Source organism: Shewanella sp. 10N.286.52.B9, from assembly GCF_002873635.1.
GTDB lineage: Bacteria > Pseudomonadota > Gammaproteobacteria > Enterobacterales > Shewanellaceae > Shewanella.
The window spans coordinates 1-23,152 of the sequence record NZ_MCTY01000060.1 but is presented as its reverse complement, the minus strand read 5'-3'; the positions used below and the strand labels follow the sequence as shown (position 1 = coordinate 23,152).

At 39.7% G+C, this 23,152-nt stretch carries 22 protein-coding genes; 14 read left to right on the top strand and 8 right to left on the bottom strand.

What is annotated here, in order from left to right:
- The first annotated feature begins 95 nt into the window (after window positions 1-95).
- The 3 genes from can to BCU91_RS04855 all read left to right on the top strand — a co-directional run bounded on the left by can (window position 96) and on the right by BCU91_RS04855 (window position 1,875).
- Entirely contained in the window at window positions 96-710 is a 615-nt protein-coding gene (gene can, locus BCU91_RS04865; protein WP_102437329.1) for a carbonate dehydratase, read from the top strand.
- 175 nt (window positions 711-885) lie between these two features.
- On the top strand, window positions 886-1,629 hold the full coding sequence (gene kdsB / locus BCU91_RS04860) for a 3-deoxy-manno-octulosonate cytidylyltransferase (protein ID WP_102437327.1): 744 nt from the start codon (window positions 886-888) through the stop codon (window positions 1,627-1,629).
- Window positions 1,630-1,668: 39 nt separating this feature from the next.
- The gene (locus tag BCU91_RS04855) at window positions 1,669-1,875 is read left to right on the top strand and encodes a DUF2897 family protein (RefSeq protein WP_102437325.1); all 207 of its coding nucleotides are present in this window, start codon (window positions 1,669-1,671) and stop codon (window positions 1,873-1,875) included.
- 245 nt (window positions 1,876-2,120) lie between these two features.
- Here the strand turns inward: BCU91_RS04855 and BCU91_RS04850 are convergent, their stop codons facing one another.
- Entirely contained in the window at window positions 2,121-3,227 is a 1,107-nt protein-coding gene (locus BCU91_RS04850) for an AI-2E family transporter (protein ID WP_102531000.1), read from the bottom strand.
- Between the two features lie 69 nt (window positions 3,228-3,296).
- Window positions 3,297-3,530, bottom strand: a complete 234-nt coding sequence (locus BCU91_RS04845; RefSeq protein ID WP_102437321.1) for a sulfurtransferase TusA family protein — start codon at window positions 3,528-3,530, stop codon at window positions 3,297-3,299.
- A gap of 180 nt (window positions 3,531-3,710) precedes the next feature.
- On the opposite strand from BCU91_RS04845, the gene BCU91_RS04840 reads away from it, so the two are divergent.
- From BCU91_RS04840 to BCU91_RS04825, 4 genes are all read left to right on the top strand, one after another.
- Window positions 3,711-5,120, top strand: a complete 1,410-nt coding sequence (locus tag BCU91_RS04840; RefSeq protein ID WP_102476650.1) for a M48 family metalloprotease — start codon at window positions 3,711-3,713, stop codon at window positions 5,118-5,120.
- 96 nt (window positions 5,121-5,216) lie between these two features.
- Window positions 5,217-5,573 (top strand): arsenate reductase (glutaredoxin), encoded by a 357-nt coding sequence (arsC, locus tag BCU91_RS04835; RefSeq protein WP_102530999.1) that lies wholly within the window; start codon window positions 5,217-5,219, stop codon window positions 5,571-5,573.
- A gap of 8 nt (window positions 5,574-5,581) precedes the next feature.
- Window positions 5,582-5,959 (top strand): DUF2069 domain-containing protein, encoded by a 378-nt coding sequence (locus BCU91_RS04830; protein WP_102437317.1) that lies wholly within the window; start codon window positions 5,582-5,584, stop codon window positions 5,957-5,959.
- 246 nt (window positions 5,960-6,205) lie between these two features.
- The gene (locus BCU91_RS04825) at window positions 6,206-8,155 is read left to right on the top strand and encodes a hypothetical protein (RefSeq protein ID WP_102530998.1); all 1,950 of its coding nucleotides are present in this window, start codon (window positions 6,206-6,208) and stop codon (window positions 8,153-8,155) included.
- Window positions 8,156-8,277: 122 nt separating this feature from the next.
- On the opposite strand, the gene hda is transcribed toward BCU91_RS04825, so the two are convergent.
- Window positions 8,278-8,988 (bottom strand): DnaA inactivator Hda, encoded by a 711-nt coding sequence (gene hda / locus BCU91_RS04820; RefSeq protein WP_076537757.1) that lies wholly within the window; start codon window positions 8,986-8,988, stop codon window positions 8,278-8,280.
- Window positions 8,989-9,041: 53 nt separating this feature from the next.
- Window positions 9,042-10,172: a DUF2066 domain-containing protein gene (locus BCU91_RS04815; RefSeq protein WP_102530997.1), complete on the bottom strand. Its 1,131-nt coding sequence runs from the start codon at window positions 10,170-10,172 to the stop codon at window positions 9,042-9,044.
- 186 nt (window positions 10,173-10,358) lie between these two features.
- On the opposite strand from BCU91_RS04815, the gene BCU91_RS04810 reads away from it, so the two are divergent.
- On the top strand, window positions 10,359-11,585 hold the full coding sequence (locus BCU91_RS04810; RefSeq protein ID WP_102437312.1) for a uracil-xanthine permease family protein: 1,227 nt from the start codon (window positions 10,359-10,361) through the stop codon (window positions 11,583-11,585).
- A gap of 158 nt (window positions 11,586-11,743) precedes the next feature.
- On the opposite strand, the gene grxD is transcribed toward BCU91_RS04810, so the two are convergent.
- Window positions 11,744-12,085, bottom strand: a complete 342-nt coding sequence (grxD, locus tag BCU91_RS04805; protein WP_076537750.1) for a Grx4 family monothiol glutaredoxin — start codon at window positions 12,083-12,085, stop codon at window positions 11,744-11,746.
- A 233-nt stretch (window positions 12,086-12,318) separates the two neighbouring features.
- Between grxD and sodB the strand changes: the two genes are divergently transcribed.
- The 4 genes from sodB to BCU91_RS04785 all read left to right on the top strand — a co-directional run bounded on the left by sodB (window position 12,319) and on the right by BCU91_RS04785 (window position 18,128).
- Window positions 12,319-12,903, top strand: coding sequence for a superoxide dismutase [Fe] (sodB, locus tag BCU91_RS04800; protein ID WP_102530996.1), 585 nt, complete (start codon window positions 12,319-12,321; stop codon window positions 12,901-12,903).
- A 316-nt stretch (window positions 12,904-13,219) separates the two neighbouring features.
- Window positions 13,220-15,154 carry a PrkA family serine protein kinase gene (locus BCU91_RS04795; protein WP_102437308.1) on the top strand — a complete coding sequence of 645 codons (1,935 nt, stop codon included), beginning with the start codon at window positions 13,220-13,222 and terminating at the stop codon, window positions 15,152-15,154.
- A 70-nt stretch (window positions 15,155-15,224) separates the two neighbouring features.
- Window positions 15,225-16,496, top strand: a complete 1,272-nt coding sequence (locus tag BCU91_RS04790) for a YeaH/YhbH family protein (protein ID WP_102530995.1) — start codon at window positions 15,225-15,227, stop codon at window positions 16,494-16,496.
- Between the two features lie 9 nt (window positions 16,497-16,505).
- Entirely contained in the window at window positions 16,506-18,128 is a 1,623-nt protein-coding gene (locus BCU91_RS04785; protein WP_102530994.1) for a SpoVR family protein, read from the top strand.
- Between the two features lie 80 nt (window positions 18,129-18,208).
- On the opposite strand, the gene fadR is transcribed toward BCU91_RS04785, so the two are convergent.
- Window positions 18,209-18,940, bottom strand: coding sequence for a fatty acid metabolism transcriptional regulator FadR (fadR, locus tag BCU91_RS04780; RefSeq protein ID WP_102437303.1), 732 nt, complete (start codon window positions 18,938-18,940; stop codon window positions 18,209-18,211).
- A 445-nt stretch (window positions 18,941-19,385) separates the two neighbouring features.
- On the opposite strand from fadR, the gene nhaB reads away from it, so the two are divergent.
- Together nhaB and dsbB are read left to right on the top strand one after the other, a co-directional pair.
- The gene (nhaB, locus tag BCU91_RS04775; RefSeq protein ID WP_102437301.1) at window positions 19,386-20,972 is read left to right on the top strand and encodes a sodium/proton antiporter NhaB; all 1,587 of its coding nucleotides are present in this window, start codon (window positions 19,386-19,388) and stop codon (window positions 20,970-20,972) included.
- 110 nt (window positions 20,973-21,082) lie between these two features.
- The gene (gene dsbB, locus BCU91_RS04770) at window positions 21,083-21,592 is read left to right on the top strand and encodes a disulfide bond formation protein DsbB (protein WP_102437299.1); all 510 of its coding nucleotides are present in this window, start codon (window positions 21,083-21,085) and stop codon (window positions 21,590-21,592) included.
- Window positions 21,593-21,599: 7 nt separating this feature from the next.
- On the opposite strand, the gene BCU91_RS04765 is transcribed toward dsbB, so the two are convergent.
- A complete protein-coding gene (locus tag BCU91_RS04765) occupies window positions 21,600-22,040 on the bottom strand; it encodes a YcgN family cysteine cluster protein (RefSeq protein WP_102476623.1) in 441 nt (146 codons plus the stop codon).
- A 40-nt stretch (window positions 22,041-22,080) separates the two neighbouring features.
- Complete coding sequence (locus BCU91_RS04760) at window positions 22,081-23,055, bottom strand: lytic murein transglycosylase (protein WP_102437295.1); 975 nt, start codon at window positions 23,053-23,055, stop codon at window positions 22,081-22,083.
- Between the last annotated feature and the right edge of the window lie 97 nt (window positions 23,056-23,152).

The window sequence follows — 23,152 nt, the reverse complement described above, 5'->3', positions numbered from 1 at the left end:
GTACATTGCAATATACTGATATAATAATAAAAATTTATAGTGCAACCAGTACTCCTGTTTGTCCGAGTAAACTTAAAAACGGTTATAAAGCATAAATGAAATTATTAAAGCCTCTTTTTGACAATAATCGCCGCTGGGCTGAACGCATTAGTAAGGAAGATCCTGAATTTTTTGCCCAGCTTGCCCAACAGCAAAATCCTGAATATTTATGGATCGGTTGCTCTGATAGCCGCGTACCTTCAAATCAAATTATCGACTTGATGCCTGGCGAAGTATTTGTGCACCGTAATATTGCTAATATGGTGATCCATACCGACCTTAATTGCTTATCTGTCATTCAATACGCTGTGGAAGTGCTCAAAGTAAAACATATTATGGTTGTGGGGCATTATGGCTGTGGCGGTGTAAAAGCGGCTATGAGCAAAGAGCGTTTAGGCTTGATTGATAACTGGTTAGGTCATATTCGTGATATTTACCGCATACACAACAAAAACCTAGAACAACTTAGCCCACAACAACGTTTTGACCGCTTGTGCGAGCTAAACGTTATGGAACAAGTTGCCAATGTCACCAGCACAACGATTGTTCAAGATGCATGGGACAGAGGCCAAGAAATTGCCATTCACGGCTGGATATATGGCATTAATAACGGACTACTTACAGATTTAGATGTCACGGTAAATAGTGAGCATGCCAATAATGCGCTGTAAAAATGTTGATATGGCCAACGAACCATCTCTGCAGATCAGATAATCTTTACAGAGATTAAACTAAATAGGTAACAACCAAATGCTGACTAAGCTAATTGGTTGTATATAATAAAGCATAAGTTACATTCGGGCTCAGTAGCCCCTTTGTTTAGCGTTTCAGATAAGTAGGATATTGATGAAAGTTACTCTTTTAATCCCAGCAAGATATGGCTCAAGTCGTTTTCCAGGTAAACCACTGGCACACATTAACGGCAAACCAATGATACAGCATGTGTGTGAACGTGCGGCACTCGCTAAAGGGTTAGATAATATCTACGTTGCTACTGATGATGTTCGCATAAAAGACACGGTTGAGTCTTTTGGTGGTCAAGTAGTCATGACCAGCTCTGATGCGGCTTCTGGTACTGATCGCATCAATGAGGCCATTGATATACTTGGATTGGACGACAGTGATTTAGTGATTAATGTACAAGGGGATCAACCGTTAATTGACCCTATTTCAATTGAACAAATGATCAGCTTATTTGAACGCCACCCAGGCGAATTCGAAATGGCGACATTAGGTTATAAAATTGATAAAGACAAAGATATTGATGACCCTATGCAAGTAAAAGTGGTTTTTGATAACGAGTTTAATGCCCTGTACTTTTCACGTTCTCGTATTCCTTTTTGCCGTGATAATGACAGTGAGGATTACGCGGTATACAAGCATATCGGCATTTATGCTTACACCAGTAAATTTGTTAAAGCGTTTGCTAAATTGCCCCTCGGTCGCTTAGAGAACCTTGAAAAACTTGAACAGTTACGAGCCCTTGAATATGGCCATAAGATAAAAATCGCCATCAGCGCTTTCAACTCACCAGAAGTTGATACCCCTGAAGATATCCGTAAATGTGAACAACGCTTAGCTGTTGATTAATCAGCAACTTAATGATCAAAACACCAGTTAAGGATTATCATGAACGATTTAGAAGTTTGGCTTATTATCATTTTAGTCGTCGGTATTATTGCCAGTAATTTAGCGGTATTAAAATATAGCGCTAAGTTTAAAATGCCGCAGTTTGGTGAGCCAAAAACTAAAACTGATAAAGCTGCAGAGGACGAATCAGTAAAAGATCTTAATACCGATCAAGCGCCAACGGATAAGGGTGATAACGACAAGTAACTCAAGTAACTCAAGTAATTCAAGTAACTACCGGCTTAAATACCTTATGATGCATCAGGTATGACTCATAGGCTTCAGCCCTGGTAAATTAGCCTGACTTGATCGAAAAAAATAAAAAAAGCGAATGACACTGTTTATATGCAGTAGTCATTCGCTTTTTGTAGTTTTCTCTAAATTTATACAAACTATGCCAGTTGAATTAGAGCAGTAGCTTGGCTCAGTTTTAACAGGTTTTGAGTGTCTATTTAGGATTTTGAAACAGATGAAGTCTCTTTATCTAAAGCTAAACTGTTGTTTTGATTACTACTGTTAGGCCAAGCATTAATCACCGCTTTTACCAGTGACGCTAATGGAATTGCAAAGAATACCCCCCACACGCCCCATAAGCCGCCAAAAACCAACACCGCGGCAATAATCATCACTGGGTGTAAATCCACTGCATCAGAAAATAATATTGGCACCAACACATTACCATCAAGGGCTTGGATTATCCCGTAGCCAATCATCACATAACCAAATTCAGGGCTTACGCCCCACTGCACAAAGGCCACTAACGCTATGGGTAATGTCACCAGTGTCGCGCCAACATAGGGGATCAATACGGATAAACCCGTTAGCACCCCTAACAATGCTGAGTAACGCAGTCCCATAATGGCAAAAAATACGTAGCTCACAGTACCAATGATGACAATCTCAATCACTTTTCCGCGAATGTAATTGAAAATTTGTTGGTCCATTTCAAACCAAACTTTACGAGCTAAATCACGATTATTAGGAAAAAAACGTTTACTGCTTTTCAGTAACTGATCTTTATCTTTTAAGAAGAAAAACACCAATAACGGCACTAGAATCACGTATACCATCAATACCAGTAGCGAGGCAGAGTAACCTAAAAGTTGTTTGCCTATATCAAATAAATGCTGGGTATCAACTAACTTTTTAAGCTCTATTACCATGGCATCAATTTGTTCAATGCTGACATATTGTGGGTAATCAACCGTTAATGCCTTAAGTGACTGCATCCCGGTATCGATCATTATCGGTAAGTCCGTGGCTAAGGCAACTCCTTGACGCCATAAGCTAGGGATAAGCCCAAATGCGACTAATACCATAAGGCCGACAAATAACACTAAGATCAGTGAGGCGCCGACTGTGCGATTAATACCAAATTTCGCTATTTGCGCCACAGGCCATTCAAGTAAAAAAGCTAAAATGAGTGCTACAAACAATGGCGCAAGTAAGCCACCAGCAAAATATATTAATAGCCCGACCCCCAATAAAATAAATAATAATGTAATTGCATGTGGATCACTAAAGCGCGCTTTATACCAATCACCTAAAAATGAAAGCATTTTGTTCCTTAAACAGTGTCACAGAAGACTGAGTCATATTAAGAGTTAACTAATCTTAAGTCAGCCTAATTATTCAGTTAAATTGTTACCTTTCGTAACCATAAAAGACAGAGAGTTAGGGCTTTCATCAGTTATTTTGAGCTGATAACCCATTTTTTTTAAAAACTGCGGAACATCTCGACGTGAACCAGAGTCAGAGATACTGAAAGATAGCGATTCACCGAGCTTGAGCTTCTTCAATGCCAACTTGATTTGTACCAAAGGATACGGGCATTGATATGCAGTTAAATCAATTAATTTCATTATAAATTTGCTTAAAAAATTCTCTAGCCATTATCCTAGCAAGGATAGTAAAGTACAAGTAATTCGCTTTAGCTTAAATTGCTTACCACCCTATTTAAATAATTATAATAAAGGTTACATTTGCGCAAATTATCGTTTACCCAATTCTCAAAAAGTGTTGTAACAACTGCAGTTGCCTTAATGCTAACCGCTGGTGTGGCAAAAAGCTTTGCCAGTAACAATCTTCCCGATCTTGGTACTGCCGCAGTCAATACCTTTAGTTTAGAAAAAGAAATGGTATATGGCGATGCCTATATGCGGGTCATTCGTTCATCAGCACCTATTGTTAGTGATCCTGTGCTGAATCAATATATGTCAGAACTTGGCAATAAACTGGTTGCCCACGCCACTGGAGTAAAAACACCCTTTTACTTTTTCTTATTAAAAAATGATGAAATTAACGCCTTTGCTTTTTTCGGGGGCCATGTAGGCGTACATACAGGCTTATTTCTTAATGCCGACACAGAAAGCGAATTAGCCTCTGTACTTGCCCATGAAATTACTCACGTAACGCAACGTCACTTAGCCCGTTCGTTAGAAGCACAAGAAAAAAGTTCTACTGCTACTATTGTGGGGATGTTAGGGGCGATTTTATTAACCATTGCTGCGCCACAAGCAGGTATGGCAGCGTTAGCTACAACCCAAGCGTTATCTACACAATCACGCATTAACTACACACGTTTACATGAAAGAGAAGCTGATAGAATTGGCATGCAAACGCTCGCAGCTGCGGGATTTGACCCCAATGGCGCCGCCGATTTTTTCTCTAAGCTTGCTATACGCTATCGCTTTACTACTACGCCACCGCAAATGCTACTGACTCACCCATTACCCGAGTCACGTATTACCGATGCCCGTAACCGCGCAACCCAGTTTCCTCATCGATATATCCCTGATCAGTTAAACTACCAACTTGCTAAAGCGCGTATTCAAGTGCGCTTTTCAAGTTACAGTGAACAAGCGGCTTTATCTATGTTTGAACAGCAACTAAAAAAAGAAAGCTATAGCTTTAAAAGTGCTGCACTTTATGGGAAAGCATTGGCTCTATTTAGAGCGAAACGCTTTACTGAAGCAGAAGATATTATCGATGACTTGTTAGCAAATAAGCCAAACAATCTGTTTTATATTGATACTAAAACTGATTTGTTAGTTCAAAAGAAAGATTTTGACGGCGCCATTGAGATGTTATTGCATCACAATAAGCTTAAACCTATGTCGCAAGTAATTTCAGCTAACCTTGCCAACGTGTATGTGGAAGCTGAACAACCCGAAAAAGCCATTCCGCTATTAGAAGATCTTATATTTCTAGATAAGCAAAATATATTGCCTTATCAAATTTTAACTCAGGCCTATCGCAAAATGGGTAATAAGGCACTTGAATATTATACTAATGCTGAAGTCATGGCCTTAGCGGCCAATTATGATGGCGCGATTGATCAACTTAACTATGCCTATCGCCACTCAGAAGGCCAATCGTTACAAGTTGCCAGAATTGAGGCGAGGATCCGCCAATTTAGACAAGCTAAACGTGAGCTTGACGCTCTCAAATAATTACCGCTAAGCAATGGTGAGTTAAGTTATCAGATAGCTAACCATTGCTTAGATTTTTTGTTAATATGCCCCAAAATATAAAAAAGAAGCAATCTAATGACAACTGTTACCCTTTATCATAACCCTCGCTGTTCAAAAAGCCGCCAAACCCTTGCGTTACTAGAAGCGCAAAATGTTCAAATAAACATTGTTGAATATTTAAAAAACGTTCCTTCTAGCGACGAAATTAGCGCTATTTTAGCCATGTTAGCAATCAGTCCAAGAGAGCTAATGCGCACTAAAGAAATCGAATACAAAGAACAAAACCTTGCGGATGTTAATTTAACCGATGAGCAATTAATCAACGCCATGATTAACACCCCTAAATTAATTGAGCGCCCTATTGCTATTGCTATTGCAAACGGCAAAGCTGCAGTAGGTCGACCACCTGAAAATGTGTTAGCCATTTTGTGAGAATAACCATGACAACACATACCTTATTTCAACTATGCCGTGTGGGCTATGTCTCATTATTAATGCTGCTTACTGGCTGGTTTATCCAGCAAGGCATGACAGGTGAATATTCATTAGCCTTTAATTTGTTATGGATAGCCCCTTTGTTACTGCCCATTAAAGGGATATTAACGGGTAAGCCATACACTTATGCCTGGGCAAGTTTCATTTTATGCTTATACCTTTTACATGGACTAACCCTGCTGTATGTCACAGAAGATGCATTATATTTTGCGCTTATTGAATCTGTACTTATTAGCGCACTGTTAGTCGCTTTTCCTTTTTATGCCCGCCTACGTGGTAGAGAACTAGGCTTAGGTTTAAAGAAAAAGTCCAAAGACCAATAATATAAGCTTGCTACTTATAAACTAAATTACTTAAGCGCCTTTGGGCGCTTTTTTATTTAAAAACAGCAAATCACTTCGCCATAACCAAGCACCTAGTAAGTGACAAGTAGATAAAAGATAAGTAAGTAACAAGTAAAGAAAAGGTTGCCAAATAGTTTCACCGTTCTTTTTACAAGCAAGACTCCATGCTATATTGATTTTTGATAACATTTTTAGATTAAAATGCAAAAGCAACGGAGATTGTGTATGAAAAATAACATGGCTATTACAGCTATACTCGCCTCAGTGACTTTTCTGTCAGCCTGTGGCGGTAGCTCTGACTCATCTTCGCCAGGAGACCCTGAAACCACATTGCCCATCAATGTCTGCGAAACCAGCTCCGGTTTAACAACCGTTAATAATGGCACAGAATTGAATTTTAATGTTGAACAGCAATATTACGTCAATCAATCCGCCAGTATTACTGTTGGGGTCAGTAACCAAAACAGCAACGACTACCAGTTTAACTGGCAACAAACTGCAGGACCTGCATTAGATATCAGCTCAGAAAACAGCCCAGTGCTGGCATTTTATATTCCTGAAGCTGCAGACTATAGCTTCACTGTCGAGGCAACCAGTGGCCAAATTTCTTACAGCGACAAAATTTCCATCAGTGCTGCGCAAATGTCGCAACAGTTAAATGTCTATAGCGATCATCAAGTTGTTGCAGGTAATGATGTAAGCCTGCGCCTTGGTCAGATCAACAACCAAGTGCCATCTAACATACAATGGTGTTATTTTTCAGACCAACAAATTAGCCTTGATTTAACCAATGCAGAAAGGCCACTATTTACCGCACCAGATAATATTGCAGAAGATACCTTTGTTGGCCTTAAAGTGACCGCAGACTTTGCCGGTGAAACCTTAACCGATGAAGTCTTTGTATTAGTGACGAAACAAAACGCCATCACCTCGCCCTACTTTGATAGCCCCATCGCTAAAACCTATGCCTATAACAGTGCATCACCTTATGCAATTAACGCGCAGCGGTGTGTTTACTCTAATCAATTAAACCAAACTTGCCAGCTAAATGACTTACCGTTAATTGGCCAACAACTAGACTCAGAAACCATTGCAGATGTCATGGATAGAGTGGTTGTTTCCCATGACTGGATGGGCCGAAACTTTGAGCAATTTTTAACTCAATCGGATCCTAACAGTGATTTTATCAAGTTATTACAATCAGTAAGCGCGGTTGTCATTAGCTATGATATTAGACCATCATTTTACCGGATGGCTACGAGCGCTATTTACCTCGACCCTGAGTATTTATGGTTAAGCCCGACGGAAAGAGACACCATCAATGAAGCACCTGATTATCGTAGTGACTTTGGTAACGATTTAAAATTTATTATGCCGTGGCGTTATGTGAAAAATAATGACTATGTATCTATTAGTTATGATCGGGCAATCCGTCAATCGCGCACTATTGCAGATCTTACACCGCGCTTAGCCAGTTTGATGTATCACGAATTAGCTCACGCTAATGACTTTTTCCCGCGTTCGACCCATAGCCAGTTACAAGGCCCGACTTTAATTGATGACTTCTATCGTAGAGCAAATAGCAATTCACTGGTATCTGATCAATTGCAGAATATTGAGCCATTAACCAGCGCTGAAATGTATGGTTTAGCCGCCGTCAGCTTTTTAGGTGAAACCGCTGACGCAACTCAAAAAGCCTATGTACCTAGTGATGTCACTAGCTTCTTTTTGACCGATTATGCTAATGATTTTTATAACTACTCGTCGACTCGTGAAGACGCCGCAATGTTGTTTGAAGAAGCCTTTATGAGTCATCGTTATCAAATTCAAAGGGATGTGGCAGTCACAGATACCGATAACTTAATCGTAGATTGGGGGCAGCGAGGCCGCATTGGCGCAGACGAACTCTCAACCCGAGCTGCATTTGTTATTAATCAAATGATGCCTGAAGTAGATGGTGAATCGTTATTAAATGGCTTACCTGCGCCAATAAACATGATTGCCGGCCAAGATTGGTTTGATAATGTCGATATATCACCCGCTTTATCTAGGTCAATGTCCAGAGTTACCACTATGTCTAACATCAGTGCGAACTCTACAGCCGTGACATTGCATAATAGACCCGCTATACAAGTGGGTCGTGAGCACAGAGATATGCCTATACCTTCGCGTTAACCAAATCAGAAAATAACCAATTTTTTGTGACTACCAATAAAAAACCACCTTAATCGGTGGTTTTTTATTTTAGATTGTAAGCTTTCATAAAAGCGTAAAACTCAATTATAAAAAATTGTCACTTACAATCGCAGCATTTCTTTAATGAAAGGAATCGTCAATTTACGTTGATGCACCATAGAAGCTTTATCTAGCTTATCAAGCACATCGAATAAGGTACGTAAGTCTCGAGCCATGCGAGTTAACAGAAAGCGCCCCACCTCATCAGAAAGCTGCAAACCACGCATCGCTGCACGCCGCTGTAATGCCACTAACTTTTCTTCGTCTGCCATGGGTTGTAATTGATATATCAAGCCCCACTGCATCCGTGAAATTAAATCAGGTAATGCAAAACCAGCTTCAGTTGGTGATGAGGTGCCACTTACAATCAAGCGACAATCTTGCTGCTCTTCAATACGATTGTATAAATGGAACAGCGCCTCTTCCCATATTGGGTGTCCTGCAATGGCATCAATATCATCGATACAAATTAGTTGTAACGACTCAATACCTTCAAATAGTTCAGGAGAAATACTGGCATGAATGCCAAGTGGGATATATAAAGTACGGCGCTCTAAATCGTTCGCGTGCGCACAAGCTGCGTGCATTAAGTGAGTACGGCCAGATTTTACCGGACCATATAAATACAAACTAGAAGCAAGGCTGCCTTCAGCGGCAGCCTGTAGCTTTTGGATTAACTCATCGTTACCTACTGCAGGGTAATAACTCTGAAATGTTTCATCATCAGGTAAATAAACTGGTAACGATAATTGTTTTGGTGAGTTTTGGGTCACTCAAAAGTTCTCTAATAATTAATACAAGCGACAGTTAGTATAACACACTCAATCTAATGCCATTGATAGATTAATGACACTGTTGTTTCAGAATCTAGATTAGGATCAACATTATTGATACTGTTTTCTTGCCCAGCGTTTAAATTGGGTGGAACCACTGTGTTAACAGTATCAATTTGCGTCAGTCTTTTATTAATACTCAGTAATTTTTCTAAATCGCTGGCATCACCAAATAACGATAAGTTGTAAGTAACGATATCAGCTTTAAACTGGCTTAAACTCACTGACTTAATCGCACTTAATTGGGTTAAGTAAGCTTCAATGTCAACTAATTGCGCCATAGTTTGAACCCCTACTAAGGTTAACTTAGTTTGGGCGCTGTTTCCTGAGTCAGCGAAGGCATATTGGCTAACAAAATATCCCGCTAACCTTGTTAAGATTTCATCTGTTGCTTGCTCGTAATCCGCGACTTCTGCTTGGTGGTTAATTAAAGGCTGCATAACACCGCTAGCATTGCCTTTATCAAATAAAGCTACATTAAAGCGCACAAAACCGCCCACTTGATCAATATCGGCCATGGCAAAATAGTCCGCTTGGTAGCGTTTTGATGCATTGGCAACCACATCGGCAAACATGCCTCGTACATCAGAGACATTAACTTGCATCACATCGTCTAAATCCATCACAGGTAACAGGATTGGAATGCCTTTATTATTGGCATCTAAATCAATTTGCGTTCTAATATCAGATTCAGCTGCATCCGCTAAAATAGCTCTATCGCCAGCATTTTCGATAGACATCCATAACAAAGTTGATGGGCGTTGGCGGCCCCACACTGGTAATTCTGCTTCACGAAGGGCCGAAATAATACGTTTATGATCAAAGTTTGCCTTTAACACTAACTCATCATCCACTTGGCTGTAGCCGTATTGAGTCAGTAAGGATTCAGGCTTGTTAATATGACTTTTAATCAATGGGTGTTCAAGCACTGAAGTTAAGCCCGAATTCTTTATAAATACAGTGGATAGCGCTTGTTTTAAGGCAACTTGTCGTTCATTTGTGGCTCGAGAAGTTACCACAACATCAGCTTCATCGAGTAAAGCGATTTCAGCAGCAATAACAGCAAAGCTGTTTAGGGCAAACACACAACCAATAACAATGAACTGAATTAAAAGTTTTAACATGGCAAAGTAAACGCAATCTAAGAAAAGTGTTCGAAGTGTAGCATATTAATTTTACTTCTAAAATTACATTACAGTGCTGTAATTTGCAGCAAAAGGCTGTTAAAGATAATCTAAAATACAGACATTATTAGCAATTTCACTTATCTTAAATTCGAAACTCTCATTTATAATAAACATAGGATTTATATGAAACGCTTGTTCATACCCTTACAGGGCGCACAAATGCTGTTTGTTGCATTTGGTGCCTTAGTATTAATGCCATTGTTAAGTGGGCTTGATACAAGTGTCGCCCTATTCACTGCCGGATTTGGCACATTGTTATTTCAAATCATCACTAAGCGCCAAGTGCCTATATTTTTAGCCTCATCATTCGCGTTTATAGCGCCAATTATGTATGGGGTACAAACATGGGGCATTCCCGCCACAATGGGTGGACTCATGGTGGCAGGTTTCGTTTATGTGCTGTTAGGTTTGATGGTCAAGGTCAAAGGGAGTGGCTTTATTCATAAGCTTTTACCTCCGGTTGTTGTTGGGCCTGTCATTATCATTATCGGTTTGGGCCTTGCGCCTATGGCCGTTAACATGGCGCTGGGTAAAACAGGTGACGGTAGTAGCGTTATTGTAGAACAAGAAATTGCACTATTTATCGCGCTAATGTCATTAGCGACCACTGTGTTAATTGCCGTTTTTGCCAAAGGTGTGCTTAAGCTAATGCCGATCCTTGCCGGTATTTTGGTGGGTTACGGCTTTAGCTTGGCGTTCGGTATTGTTGATTTTAGTCCAGTTGCGCAGGCAAGTTGGCTTTCTGTTCCCAAATTTGTTGCCCCTGAATTTCACTGGCAAGCGATACTGTTTATGATCCCCGTAGCCATAGCGCCAGCCGTTGAGCATATTGGCGACTTATTAGCGATTTCAAATGTGACAGGTAAGGATTACTTTAAAAAGCCTGGGCTACACCGTACGTTAACGGGTGATGGCGTGGCCACCATTGCGGCCTCAGCACTAGGCGGACCACCAAACACTACCTACAGTGAAGTCACTGGCGCAGTAACACTGACAAAAAACTTTGACCCGCGAATAATGACTTGGACTGCTATCACGGCGATCACGTTAGCGTTTATTGGTAAATTAGGCGCATTGATGCAAACAATTCCGTTACCCGTTATGGGCGGCATTATGTGTTTATTATTTGGCTCCATCGCCGCAGTTGGCTTAAATACCTTAATTAGAAATCAGGTAGATTTAAATGAGCCACGTAATCTCAGCATTGTTGGGGTGACTTTAGTGTTCGGTATTGGGGGAATGGCTTTCGGTATTGGTGAGTTTAGCCTGACAGGCATTAGCCTATGTGGCTTAGTGGCGATTGTAATGAATTTAGTCTTACCTATGCCAAAAGAGCCTCAAGCCGATTAAGTTTTAATTCCATATTACTATTGTAGGCAACAAATTATAGGCAACAAAAAACCCTTAATTTAAGCAAATTAAGGGTTTTTACTTTAAAAGTTCATCTATTTTGCGTTTAAGCTTTGAAAAATTCGAAGCTAACGCTTACAGGCGCAACAAAAAATGACTTATTCAGCGTCTTCTTCAGTGCGGAACTTATCAGCTGTTGCGGTGATCATTGGCTGTAACTCACCTTTTTGGTACATCTCAGTGATGATATCGCAACCACCGATAAGCTCACCTTCAATCCACAACTGTGGGAATGTCGGCCAATTAGCGAATTTTGGTAATTCAGCACGGATATCTGGATGCTGTAAAATGTCTACGAAAGCAAACTGCTCACCACAGTTGATCATCACTTGCGCGACTTGAGATGAAAAACCACAGCTTGGTAATTTTGGAGAGCCTTTCATATAAACAATGATAGGGTTTTCACTAATTTGCTGCTTAATTTTGTCTACTGTTTCCATTTTTATTCCTAAGTGCTACTTAATAATCTAAGGCTATTGTACGCCAGCTTTCATCATAACAAAATCCCACAGTTTGTAGGGTTTTGTTAGAAAATGATTTTTTCGATTGACTGTATCGACATATTTCATCAAACAATGATTCACATCACAAAAATTTTAAGTACAATGTCAGGGTGAGCATGTCATACCAAAAGGTATATAAAACGATAACCTAAGTCCATGGAGAGATACTAATGGCTTTCGAATTACCAGCATTACCATATGCTAAGAACGCACTTGTACCACATATTTCTGAAGAAACTATCGAATTCCATTACGGTAAGCATCACAACACTTATGTTGTTAAGCTTAATGGTCTTGTTGCAGGTACTGAATTTGAAAACAAAACCTTAGAAGAAGTTGTAAAAAATTCAACTGGTGGCGTATTCAACAATGCAGCTCAGATTTGGAACCACACTTTTTACTGGAACTGTCTAGCGCCTAATGCTGGCGGTGCTCCAACGGGTGCTATCGCTGAAGCAATTAATGCAGCTTTCGGCTCATTTGAAGAATTCAAAGCGAAATTTACTGATTCTGCAGTAAACAACTTTGGTAGTGCTTGGACTTGGTTAGTTAAAAATGCTGACGGTTCTGTGGCTATTGTTAACACAAGCAATGCTGCGACTCCTTTAACTGACGAGTCAGTAACACCATTGATGACTGTTGATGTTTGGGAACACGCTTATTACATCGATTACCGTAACGTTCGCCCTAACTACCTAGCTGCTTTCTGGGAATTAGTTAACTGGGAATTCGTTAACGCAAACTTCGCTGGCTAAATGCTAACAAGTTTACAATGAGATGAATAAAAGGAGCTAATTAGCTCCTTTTTTATTGGTTCATGTTTAGTGTTTCTGTTTTATCGTTACTGCTCAAACCGACCAACTACATTTGCAATAGTTGCATTTGCAACGTTTTATCTTTGTTTTTATTAGAATTTTTTACAATTCCCTATTCGCTAATCTCAAATCCCTGACCTAGACTTTATCTAACGGCCATTAAAAAGCACTACTATTTTGTTTAAATTAAAATCGGCTTAACACCATAAATGCGCTGTCACTCAAGTACTTTCACCTTAGTTTAAAGGGGTTTCTTATGGGCATATTCGAACATTACCAACAACGTTATGAGCAAAAACTAGACGAAGAATACTCACTGCAGCAGTTTCTTGAAATCTGTAAGGAAGACAGAAGTGCTTATGTGTCGGCGGCCGAACGGATGTTAATGGCCATCGGTGAATCTAAAACCATCGATACTTCAAAAGATCCTAAACTCAGTAGAATTTTTTCAAATAGATTAATTTCTTACTATCCAAGCTTTACTGATTTTTATGGCATGGAAGAGTCCATTGAACAAATTGTCTCTTACCTTAAACATTCTGCCCAAGGTCTAGAGGAATCAAAACAAATCCTCTATCTGTTAGGACCAGTAGGTGGTGGTAAATCATCATTAGCAGAAAAACTCAAAGCCTTAATGCAAAAGGTGCCTATTTACATCTTAAGTGCCAATGGCGTTCGCAGCCCCGTTAACGATCACCCTTTATGCTTATTTGATCCCGATGAAGATGCTGAGCTGCTAACTAACGAGTATGCGATTCCACCACGTTATATTAAAACCATCATGTCACCATGGGCAGTAAAACGTTTACATGAATTTGGTGGGGACATTACTAAATTTAAAGTAGTTAAGGTTTACCCTTCGATCTTAGATCAAACCGCTATCGCTAAAACCGAACCCGGTGATGAGAATAACCAAGATATTTCAGCATTGGTGGGTAAAGTTGATATTCGTCAGTTAGAGCATTTTTCACAAGATGACGCTGACGCTTATGCCTACTCGGGCGCATTATGCCGTGCGAACCAAGGGGTGATGGAGTTTGTGGAAATGTTTAAGGCTCCAATTAAGGTGTTGCATCCACTGCTTACAGCCACACAAGAAGGTAATTACAACGGTACAGAGGGCTTATCTGCCTTGCCATATAACGGTATGATTTTAGCTCACTCCAATGAGTCTGAGTGGACCACTTTTAGAAATAATAAAAACAATGAGGCATTTTTAGACCGAGTTTACATCGTAAAAGTGCCCTACTGTTTACGGGTCTCTGAAGAGATGGAAATTTATCAAAAATTACTGTCAAACTCAGAACTATCCAAAGCGCCTTGTGCCCCTGGCACCCTAGAAACTTTAGCTCAGTTCAGTATTCTGTCACGCTTAAAAGTACCTGAGAACTCCTCTATTTACTCCAAAATGCGCGTCTACAATGGTGAAACGTTAAAAGATACTGACCCTAAAGCCAAGTCGTACCAAGAGTATCGTGATTATGCCGGTGTCGATGAAGGAATGCAGGGGTTATCAACTCGTTTTGCATTCAAGATATTATCTAGAGTGTTTAACTTTGACGATACTGAAATTGCTGCAAACCCAGTACATCTATTTTATGTACTTGAAAAGCAAATCGAACAGGAACAATTCCCTGCAGAGTTAAGTGAAAAGTACCTCGAGTTTTTAAAAGGTTATCTCATTCCTAAGTATGTTGAATTTATCGGTAAAGAAATCCAAACCGCATACTTAGAGTCTTATTCAGAATATGGTCAGAACATCTTTGATAGATACGTCACTTATGCAGACTTTTGGATTCAAGATCAGGAGTTTAGAGATCCAGAAACTGGCCAATTATTTGACCGCTCAGCGCTAAATGCTGAATTAGAAAAAATCGAAAAACCAGCTGGTATCAGTAACCCTAAGGATTTTCGTAATGAGATCGTCAACTTTGTATTACGTGCTAGAGCCAATAATGACGGTAATAATCCACTGTGGACCAGTTACGAAAAGCTCAGAGTGGTGATTGAGAAAAAAATGTTCTCCAATACCGAAGATTTATTACCGGTTATTTCTTTTAACGCGAAAACCTCTGCAGATGATCAACGTAAACACGATGACTTTATCAATCGCATGATGGAAAAAGGCTATACCCAAAAACAAGTCAGATTACTTTCAGAGTGGTACTTGAGGGTACGTAAATCGTCATAAGTATTGCTAACTTTGCCCTTACCTTTATGCGCTAAAAACCGTTAAGGGCAAAGTCCATTAGGAGTTGTGTATGGCAAATTTTATTGATAGACGCCTCAATGCAAAAGGTAAAAGTACCGTCAACAGGCAACGTTTTATTGAACGCTACAAAAAGCAAATCAAAAAATCAGTCAGTGAAGCCGTAACCAGAAGAAGTGTTACTGATATCGATAAAGGCGAGAAAATCAGTATCCCAACACGTGACATCAGCGAACCGACATTTCATCAAGGACAAGGCGGTGTGAGAGAGCGTGTCCACCCAGGTAACGATCAGTTTAATAAAGGTGATCAAATTGAGCGCCCCAAAGGCGGCGCAGCCGGACAAGGTAGTGGCGAAGGTGAAGCCTCTAATAGCGGCGAAGGTAAAGAAGAATTCTTGTTTGAAATCTCAAATGATGAATATTTAGAGCTGTTATTTGAAGATTTGGCGTTACCGGATTTACAGCAAACTAACGCCAAGCAAATGGTTGAGTTTGAAACATACCGCGCTGGTTACACTAATGTCGGCGTACCAGCCAATATCAATATTGTCCGCTCACTGCGATCTTCATTGGCTAGACGCATTGCCATGACTGCAGGTAAAAAGAAATTACTCGCCGAGCTTATTAAGCAGCTTCACGAGCTTGAAAATACCCCCGGCACCCAAGCTGAGTTGATCATGGATTTAAAACAGCAAATTGAAGATCTTAAAAAGCGTATCGATAGCGTGCCTTTTATAGACAGTTTCGATTTACGTTTTAATAATTTTTCCAAACGTGAAAAACCATCTAGCCAAGCAGTCATGTTTTGCCTAATGGATGTTTCAGGTTCAATGGATCAAGCCACCAAAGATATGGCAAAACGATTTTATATTTTACTGTATTTATTTTTAACCCAGACCTATAAAAATCTTGAAGTGGTCTACATCCGGCATCACACTCAAGCAAAAGAAGTAGACGAACATGAATTTTTCTACTCACAAGAAACAGGCGGTACCATTGTTTCTAGTGCCTTAAATTTAATGCATGAAATTCAGCAAAAACGTTACCCTGCTGATGAGTGGAATATTTATGCCGCACAAGCCTCTGATGGCGATAATTGGGCTGATGACTCACCAGCTTGTAGGCAACTCCTTGCTGAGAAAATATTACCAGTATCTCGCTATTTTAGTTACATCGAAATAACCCGTAGAGCGCATCAAACGCTTTGGCGTGAATATGAAACCTTACAAGCACAATTTGGCAATATCGCTGTACAACACATCAAAGAAGTAGACGATATTTATCCAGTGTTCCGTGAATTATTCAAAAAGCAGCCTAGCTAAGGAGTCACAATGACAAAACCGACTACTGACGACAAAAGTGCTGGCATTGAAGAGCTACAAAACACGGCACAATCAGCCAATATTGCCGAAAAATCACAGCCTAAAGCCCATGGTAAACAGCCTTTAGATGATGGCCCTGATTGGACCTTTGACCTACTCGAAACCTACATGGCAGAAATTGAAAAAGTAGCGGCTTTTTACAAATTAGAAAGTTATCCCAATCAAATTGAAGTGATCACCGCAGAACAAATGATGGATGCCTATGCAGGTATCGGTATGCCTATTGGTTACACCCATTGGTCATTTGGCAAACGTTTTATTGAAACGGAGCAAGGTTACCGTCGCGGTCAAATGGGATTAGCCTACGAAATTGTGATTAATTCCGATCCGTGTATTGCTTATCTAATGGAAGAAAATACCATTACCATGCAAGCCCTTGTGATGGCTCACGCCTGTTTTGGCCATAATAGTTTCTTTAAAAATAATTACTTATTTAAAACATGGACCGATGCTAGCTCGATTATTGATTACTTGGTGTTTGCTAAAAACTACATCCGAGAATGCGAATTAACTTACGGTGTTGAGCAAGTTGAGCTAACCCTCGACTCTTGTCACGCATTAATGAATTATGGTGTTGACCGTTATAAACGCCCTGCTGAAATATCGTTTAAAGAAGAAAAAATGCGCCAAAAAGACCGTGAGAGTTACTTACAGAGTCAGGTTAACGACCTGTGGCGAACCGTACCAGTTAACCCTGATAACATAAAACCGGAAAATGAAATTAAATTTCCTGAAGAACCACAGGAAAATATCTTATATTTTATCGAAAAGAACGCCCCATTACTTGAACCTTGGCAACGTGAAATCGTTCGAATTGTGCGGAAAATGGCGCAATATTTTTATCCGCAAAAACAAACCCAAGTAATGAACGAAGGTTGGGCCACCTTTTGGCATTACACCATTTTGAATCATATGTTTGATCAAGGCACTGTGACAGATAGATTTATGTTGGAGTTTCTACAAAGTCATACTGCTGTGGTCGCTCAGCCAGCTTACAATAGCCCACATTATAGTGGCATAAACCCCTATGCTTTGGGCTTTAACATATTTGTTGATATCAGGCGTATATGTGAGCACCCTACTGAAGAAGACAAACGTTGGTTTCCTGAGATAGCCGGAAGCGACTGGTTAACGACGGTTACATTTGCAATGGAAAACTTTAAAGACGAAAGCTTTATAAGCCAATACCTGTCGCCAAAAGTTATGCGAGATTTTAAGCTCTTTAGTGTTTTAGATGATGATAGTTGTAACCGTTTATCTATTTCAGCTATTCATGATGATAGTGGTTACCACTTAATCAGAGAAAAATTATCACAGCAATATAACTTGTCAAATCTAGAGCCAAATATCCAAGTGCAACAAGTAAAAGTTAATGGTGATCGATCATTAACATTACGCTACATCCCCAATAAACGTATTCCACTGAGCCACAGCCACGAAGAAGTGCTAAAGCATTTACACCGTTTATGGGGCTTTGATGTCAGCATTGAGCAACTTGAAGAGTCTGGTAATGTAACTAAGTTGTCGCAATGCCCCCCAGCTAAAGCAGAAACTAAGATGACTACCATGTAATCACTGCTATTGAGTTCCATTAAACTTAAGCCATAAAAAAACCAACCTCGCGGTTGGTTTTTTACTGTATTAATTAGCTATTATTTATTACTGATAGCAATCTCTGCAGGCATATCATCACGCAACTTTTGCCACATAACGCCGCTGTTAATGCCATTTGATTTCATCAACCCATTAACGTCATTGTATTTGTGCTCAATGGCTAAAACTTCAAGCTTTTTGTAAAAATCTAGTGAGATCGCTCGCGCCTCTTCACTCGAGAAATAATAGCGACCTACTCTGCTATACAATCCCTTGAAACCATTAAGAATAAGAACATAGAGCGGGTTTCCTGAAGAAAACGCTAACGCATGATGTAATTCATAATCATAATCAGCATAAGCTTCAGCAGTGTCTTCTAACTGATGAATTTTTGCTAATACCGCTTGAGCTTTTTCTGGGTTATTTCTAATGGCGCCGCGAAAATAAATAATACTCACATTGGCTCGCGCTGAAAGCAGCTGATCAACCAATAACGGGAATCCCTCAGGGTTTAAATCAGCAATAGTTTCTAAAATATTTAAGCCAGAGGTTTCCCAAAAATTATTCACTTGGGTTGGTTTGCCATGTTGAATTTTGAGCCAACCATCACGCGCTAATCGTTGTAACACTTCTCTTAATGTTGTTCTTGTTACGCCAATTAATTCTGATAGTTCACGCTCTGCGGGTAATATCGACCCCGGTGGAAACTTATTTTCCCAGATGGAACGTACAATCCATTTTTCTGCAAAACTTGCAGGACCCTTTGCATTGATAATTGTCAACTTTAACATCCCGTGGTTAACCAATAGACAGATCATACCAGAGGAAATATAAATACACACCATACATAGCAGTTAAAGCCTAGATCTAACCTTGTTACCGGTTACTTTTTCACCAATCGCAGATAAGTTTGTGACGTAGCAGTTATATTCGTTGGCTATTTGTCGAATGATAGATTTTCTTGGATTACAATCAATGAAGTTTGCGCTAAAATACCGCGTCAAACAAAAGGATGTAAGTTAGCGATACAGCTAACGAATTTTGAAACTAACAAATATAATGCGTTTAAATGACTGATAAAAAAGGCTATGACGAAAAATTGTTTACTGAGCAAGATAGTTTAGAAACAATGTAATTCGTCTTATTCAAAGTCAGCTGTAAATACGTCGCTCTATTTGTCACGAAATTCCTTCCAGTAAATTTCACTATCACAAAATCACAACTGGAGAGGCTATTATGCCGTCAACTGCTGGTAATGCATTTTTTCATAACTTCTTGGGTAATTCACCAAGATGGTATAAATATGCAATATTGTTGTTCCTCGTTATAAATCCATTATTATTTTTCTATGTCAGCCCATTCATCGCAGGTTGGGTACTGGTAGTAGAATTTATTTTTACCCTTGCAATGGCACTAAAATGCTATCCATTACAGCCTGGCGGCTTACTCGCCATACAAGCTGTAATTATAGGCATGACCTCCCCCACACAAGTTCTACATGAAATAGAAGCTAACCTAGAAGTATTATTATTATTAATCTTCATGGTTGCTGGTATTTACTTCATGAAGCAATTGCTACTTTTTGTATTCACTAAAATGATCACTAAAGTACGTTCAAAAATTGTTGTTTCATTGATGTTTTGTACCGCTTCTGCTTTTCTGTCGGCCTTTTTAGATGCCCTAACAGTTATCGCGGTTATCATCGCTGTAGCCGTTGGTTTCTACTCGATTTATCACAAGGTGGCATCAGGTAAAGACTTTAGTTCAGATCATGACCACACTAAAGAAGATCGTGAACAGTTATGCGATGAAGAGTTAGAGGCTTTTCGTGGTTTCTTAAGAAACTTACTAATGCACTCTGGTGTAGGTACTGCTCTTGGCGGTGTTTGTACTATGGTCGGTGAACCACAAAACTTAATCATTGCAGCCCAAGCTCATTGGCAATTTGGTGAATTCTTTATTCGTATGTCACCTGTTACCATGCCAGTATTAATCGCGGGTGTAGCCACTTGCTTCATTGTTGAAAAATTTAAATGGTTTGGCTATGGCGCACAACTGCCAGATGCGGTTCATAAAATTTTAAGCGATTATGCTGCCTATGAAGATGCAAACAGAACCACTGCCGATAAGATGAAACTGGTTGTTCAGGCTCTTGTAGGTATTTGGTTGGTCGTAGGTTTAGCCTTCCATTTAGCCTCTGTTGGTTTGATTGGTTTATCCGTTATCATCTTAACCACGGCATTTAATGGCGTGACAGATGAACATGCGATTGGTAAAGCATTTGAAGAGGCCTTACCTTTCACAGCCTTACTTGCGGTATTTTTTGCCGTGGTTGGTGTGATTATTGATCAACATTTATTCGCCCCTGTTATTCAATGGGCACTAAGCTTTGAAGGTAACGCCCAGTTAGTGGTGTTCTATATTGCTAATGGCTTATTGTCGATGGTGAGCGATAACGTGTTTGTGGGTACTGTCTATATTAATGAAGTAAAAGCAGCATTAATCAGTGGCCAAATCACCCGTGACCAATTTGATTTATTAGCTGTGGCGATTAACACAGGTACTAACCTGCCTTCTGTTGCGACCCCTAACGGTCAAGCTGCATTCTTATTCTTACTGACCTCTGCTTTAGCACCATTAGTAAGACTGTCCTATGGCCGTATGGTTTGGATGGCACTGCCTTATACGATTGTACTGTCAATTGTCGGTGTTGTTACTATTGAATCTGGCTTCTTAACCGATATGACCCAGTATTTTTATGATAGTCACATCATTATTCATCATACTGCGAAAGACGTTATTGGCGCTGCAAGCGGGCATTAATGTTTAATAATTTGAACATTATCAATTAAGCACCCTCTAATGAGGGTGCTTTTTTATATCCCGTTGAGTTTTCATACTAATAATAAATATAAGATCGAAAGGAGTTTGATTTGAATCGTTTACAGAGTTTCACTCGTTCACGTAGCGCTTGGTTAATATTACTTATGTCAGCAATTGGCCTAGAGGCTGCTGCGCTATTTTTCCAATACGTGATGAATTTAGCCCCATGTGTCATGTGCATTTATGTCAGAGTGGCGGTTTTAGGATTAATTATTGCCGCTATGGTGGGGCTGATAGCACCAAAATTCTGGTTAACCAGAATAATAGCTATCGGAGCTTGGGGAGTCAGTGCTGCCTGGGGATTAAAGTTATCACTTGAACTTAATAAACTACAGGTCGACCCATCGCCTTTCTCCACCTGCTCATTTTTCCCTGAATTTCCAACATGGATGCCACTGGATAAATGGCTCCCAGCAGTGTTTTCCCCTACTGGCATGTGCAGTGACTCGCCTTGGACATTCTTATCAGTAAGCATGGCGCAATGGATGGTTGTCACTTTTATCGTTTATTTAGTCGTACTGGCAGTAATAATCATTCCTGCAGTAAAACCAGCTAAATAAAAAATGACTATTCAACGTCTTTTAATGGCCAAAGTACGATATAGTCTTCTAGCTCACGTACTTTGGTTTCATTAATGGTTTTACCCTTCACCGATATGCCAGCTTCATGCATGGCCTCTTTAGAACCTGTCAGTAAAGGATGCCAGCTGGGAAGCGTTTTGCCTTGGTATAAACGCTTATAAGCACAAGAATCTGGTAGCCATGTTAATTCAGCTACATTATCTGCAGTAATGGCCGTACAGGCTGGAACATATTTGAAGCGTTCAGGATAACGTCGACAACCGCCAGATTCATCATCTAACAAATGACAAGCTGCATTGGTGTAATACAACTCTTCTGTTTCATCATCGATTAATTTGTTTAAGCAGCATTTTCCACAACCATCGCACAGTGATTCCCACTGCACGATACTCATTTCTTCGAGTTTTTTTTCATTCCAAAAAGACATAGTTCAATAGTAATAAAATAACATTGCCGCTATTGTACCACTAATTGATTGGCGGATTTTTGATTCGTTCAGAAAGGTAAGTCACAGTTAATAAAAAATGTTCGCTGTTAGACCATTTTTGAAGCAGTTTGAAATTATTATACACCAGATATTGGCGACCTTTTTCACCGTCAGGCATTAACAAAGCAACTTGCATATCATCACGCTTGGGCAAATCATTACCGTTATAGCGACGTACACCAAGCGCTTGCCATTCATTAAACGTTTTAGCATTGTCTATACCGGTATCTTCCACGGCTAATGCTTCAATTGAGCTAACTTGACGCCCCCAGGTTTCATCATTACGCCAACCGGATGCCTGCAGCATTGATGCTGCAGTTGCAAAGGCATCGTACTGATTATTCCAAATATCTTTATTGCCATCGCCATTACCATCTTGCGAAAAAGCTAAGTACTGTGACGGCATTAATTGTAGGTGGCCCATAGCGCCAGTTGATGAACCGATTAATTGCTCGTATTGAACATCATTAGATTCAATGATGCGTAAAGCAGCAATAAATTCATCAATGTAAAATTGCTCACGATTGCCAGAATAAGCATTGGATGCGGTGACAGATAAAATCGGAAAATTACCTTGTTGCTCACCAAACTCTGAGGTTAATCCCCATAGCGCAACTAAAAAACGTGGCTGAACACCATAACGATCGCCAATAGCAACGATAGCGTCTTGTTGCTCTTTGAGCATAGCTCTTGCGGTAACGACGGTTATTTCAGGTACATTTTTAGGTATGTAACTTTCTAGATTCAAACTGGTTTCAGAGCCCTTTACTGTGGCTCTTTTAAACACTTTGATTTTTGAGAAATGTTCATCGATCGTGTTTGAGGAAATACCCGCAGCGATAGCTTTATCTTTAAGTGAGTCTAAATAATCATCAAAACTAATATCTTGCTGCGCAAAAACCAAATTCACAGCCAATAAATAAACTATTACAGATGAAATGATCTTCCAAATCATAAATTGTCCTAAATTAACTCAGCATTGCTATTCTTATTTTTATTAACTAAACGTTAACACGTTTTAGCAGGCACCGGAATAGTAAAATATATAATTA

Coding starts and splice junctions, on each gene's coding strand:
- BCU91_RS04790 (WP_102530995.1), top strand. CDS start 15,225: ATGGCAAATTTTATTGATAGACGCCTCAATGCAAAAGGTAAAAGTACC.
- sodB (WP_102530996.1), top strand. CDS start 12,319: ATGGCTTTCGAATTACCAGCATTACCATATGCTAAGAACGCACTTGTA.
- BCU91_RS04815 (WP_102530997.1), bottom strand. CDS start 10,172: ATGTTAAAACTTTTAATTCAGTTCATTGTTATTGGTTGTGTGTTTGCC.
- fadR (WP_102437303.1), bottom strand. CDS start 18,940: ATGTTAAAGTTGACAATTATCAATGCAAAGGGTCCTGCAAGTTTTGCA.
- nhaB (WP_102437301.1), top strand. CDS start 19,386: ATGCCGTCAACTGCTGGTAATGCATTTTTTCATAACTTCTTGGGTAAT.
- BCU91_RS04810 (WP_102437312.1), top strand. CDS start 10,359: ATGAAACGCTTGTTCATACCCTTACAGGGCGCACAAATGCTGTTTGTT.
- BCU91_RS04825 (WP_102530998.1), top strand. CDS start 6,206: ATGAAAAATAACATGGCTATTACAGCTATACTCGCCTCAGTGACTTTT.
- kdsB (WP_102437327.1), top strand. CDS start 886: ATGAAAGTTACTCTTTTAATCCCAGCAAGATATGGCTCAAGTCGTTTT.
- BCU91_RS04795 (WP_102437308.1), top strand. CDS start 13,220: ATGGGCATATTCGAACATTACCAACAACGTTATGAGCAAAAACTAGAC.
- BCU91_RS04840 (WP_102476650.1), top strand. CDS start 3,711: ATGCTAACCGCTGGTGTGGCAAAAAGCTTTGCCAGTAACAATCTTCCC.
- BCU91_RS04845 (WP_102437321.1), bottom strand. CDS start 3,530: ATGAAATTAATTGATTTAACTGCATATCAATGCCCGTATCCTTTGGTA.
- grxD (WP_076537750.1), bottom strand. CDS start 12,085: ATGGAAACAGTAGACAAAATTAAGCAGCAAATTAGTGAAAACCCTATC.
- BCU91_RS04765 (WP_102476623.1), bottom strand. CDS start 22,040: ATGTCTTTTTGGAATGAAAAAAAACTCGAAGAAATGAGTATCGTGCAG.
- BCU91_RS04830 (WP_102437317.1), top strand. CDS start 5,582: ATGACAACACATACCTTATTTCAACTATGCCGTGTGGGCTATGTCTCA.
- BCU91_RS04785 (WP_102530994.1), top strand. CDS start 16,506: ATGACAAAACCGACTACTGACGACAAAAGTGCTGGCATTGAAGAGCTA.
- BCU91_RS04760 (WP_102437295.1), bottom strand. CDS start 23,055: ATGATTTGGAAGATCATTTCATCTGTAATAGTTTATTTATTGGCTGTG.
- BCU91_RS04855 (WP_102437325.1), top strand. CDS start 1,669: ATGAACGATTTAGAAGTTTGGCTTATTATCATTTTAGTCGTCGGTATT.
- BCU91_RS04850 (WP_102531000.1), bottom strand. CDS start 3,227: ATGCTTTCATTTTTAGGTGATTGGTATAAAGCGCGCTTTAGTGATCCA.
- can (WP_102437329.1), top strand. CDS start 96: ATGAAATTATTAAAGCCTCTTTTTGACAATAATCGCCGCTGGGCTGAA.
- arsC (WP_102530999.1), top strand. CDS start 5,217: ATGACAACTGTTACCCTTTATCATAACCCTCGCTGTTCAAAAAGCCGC.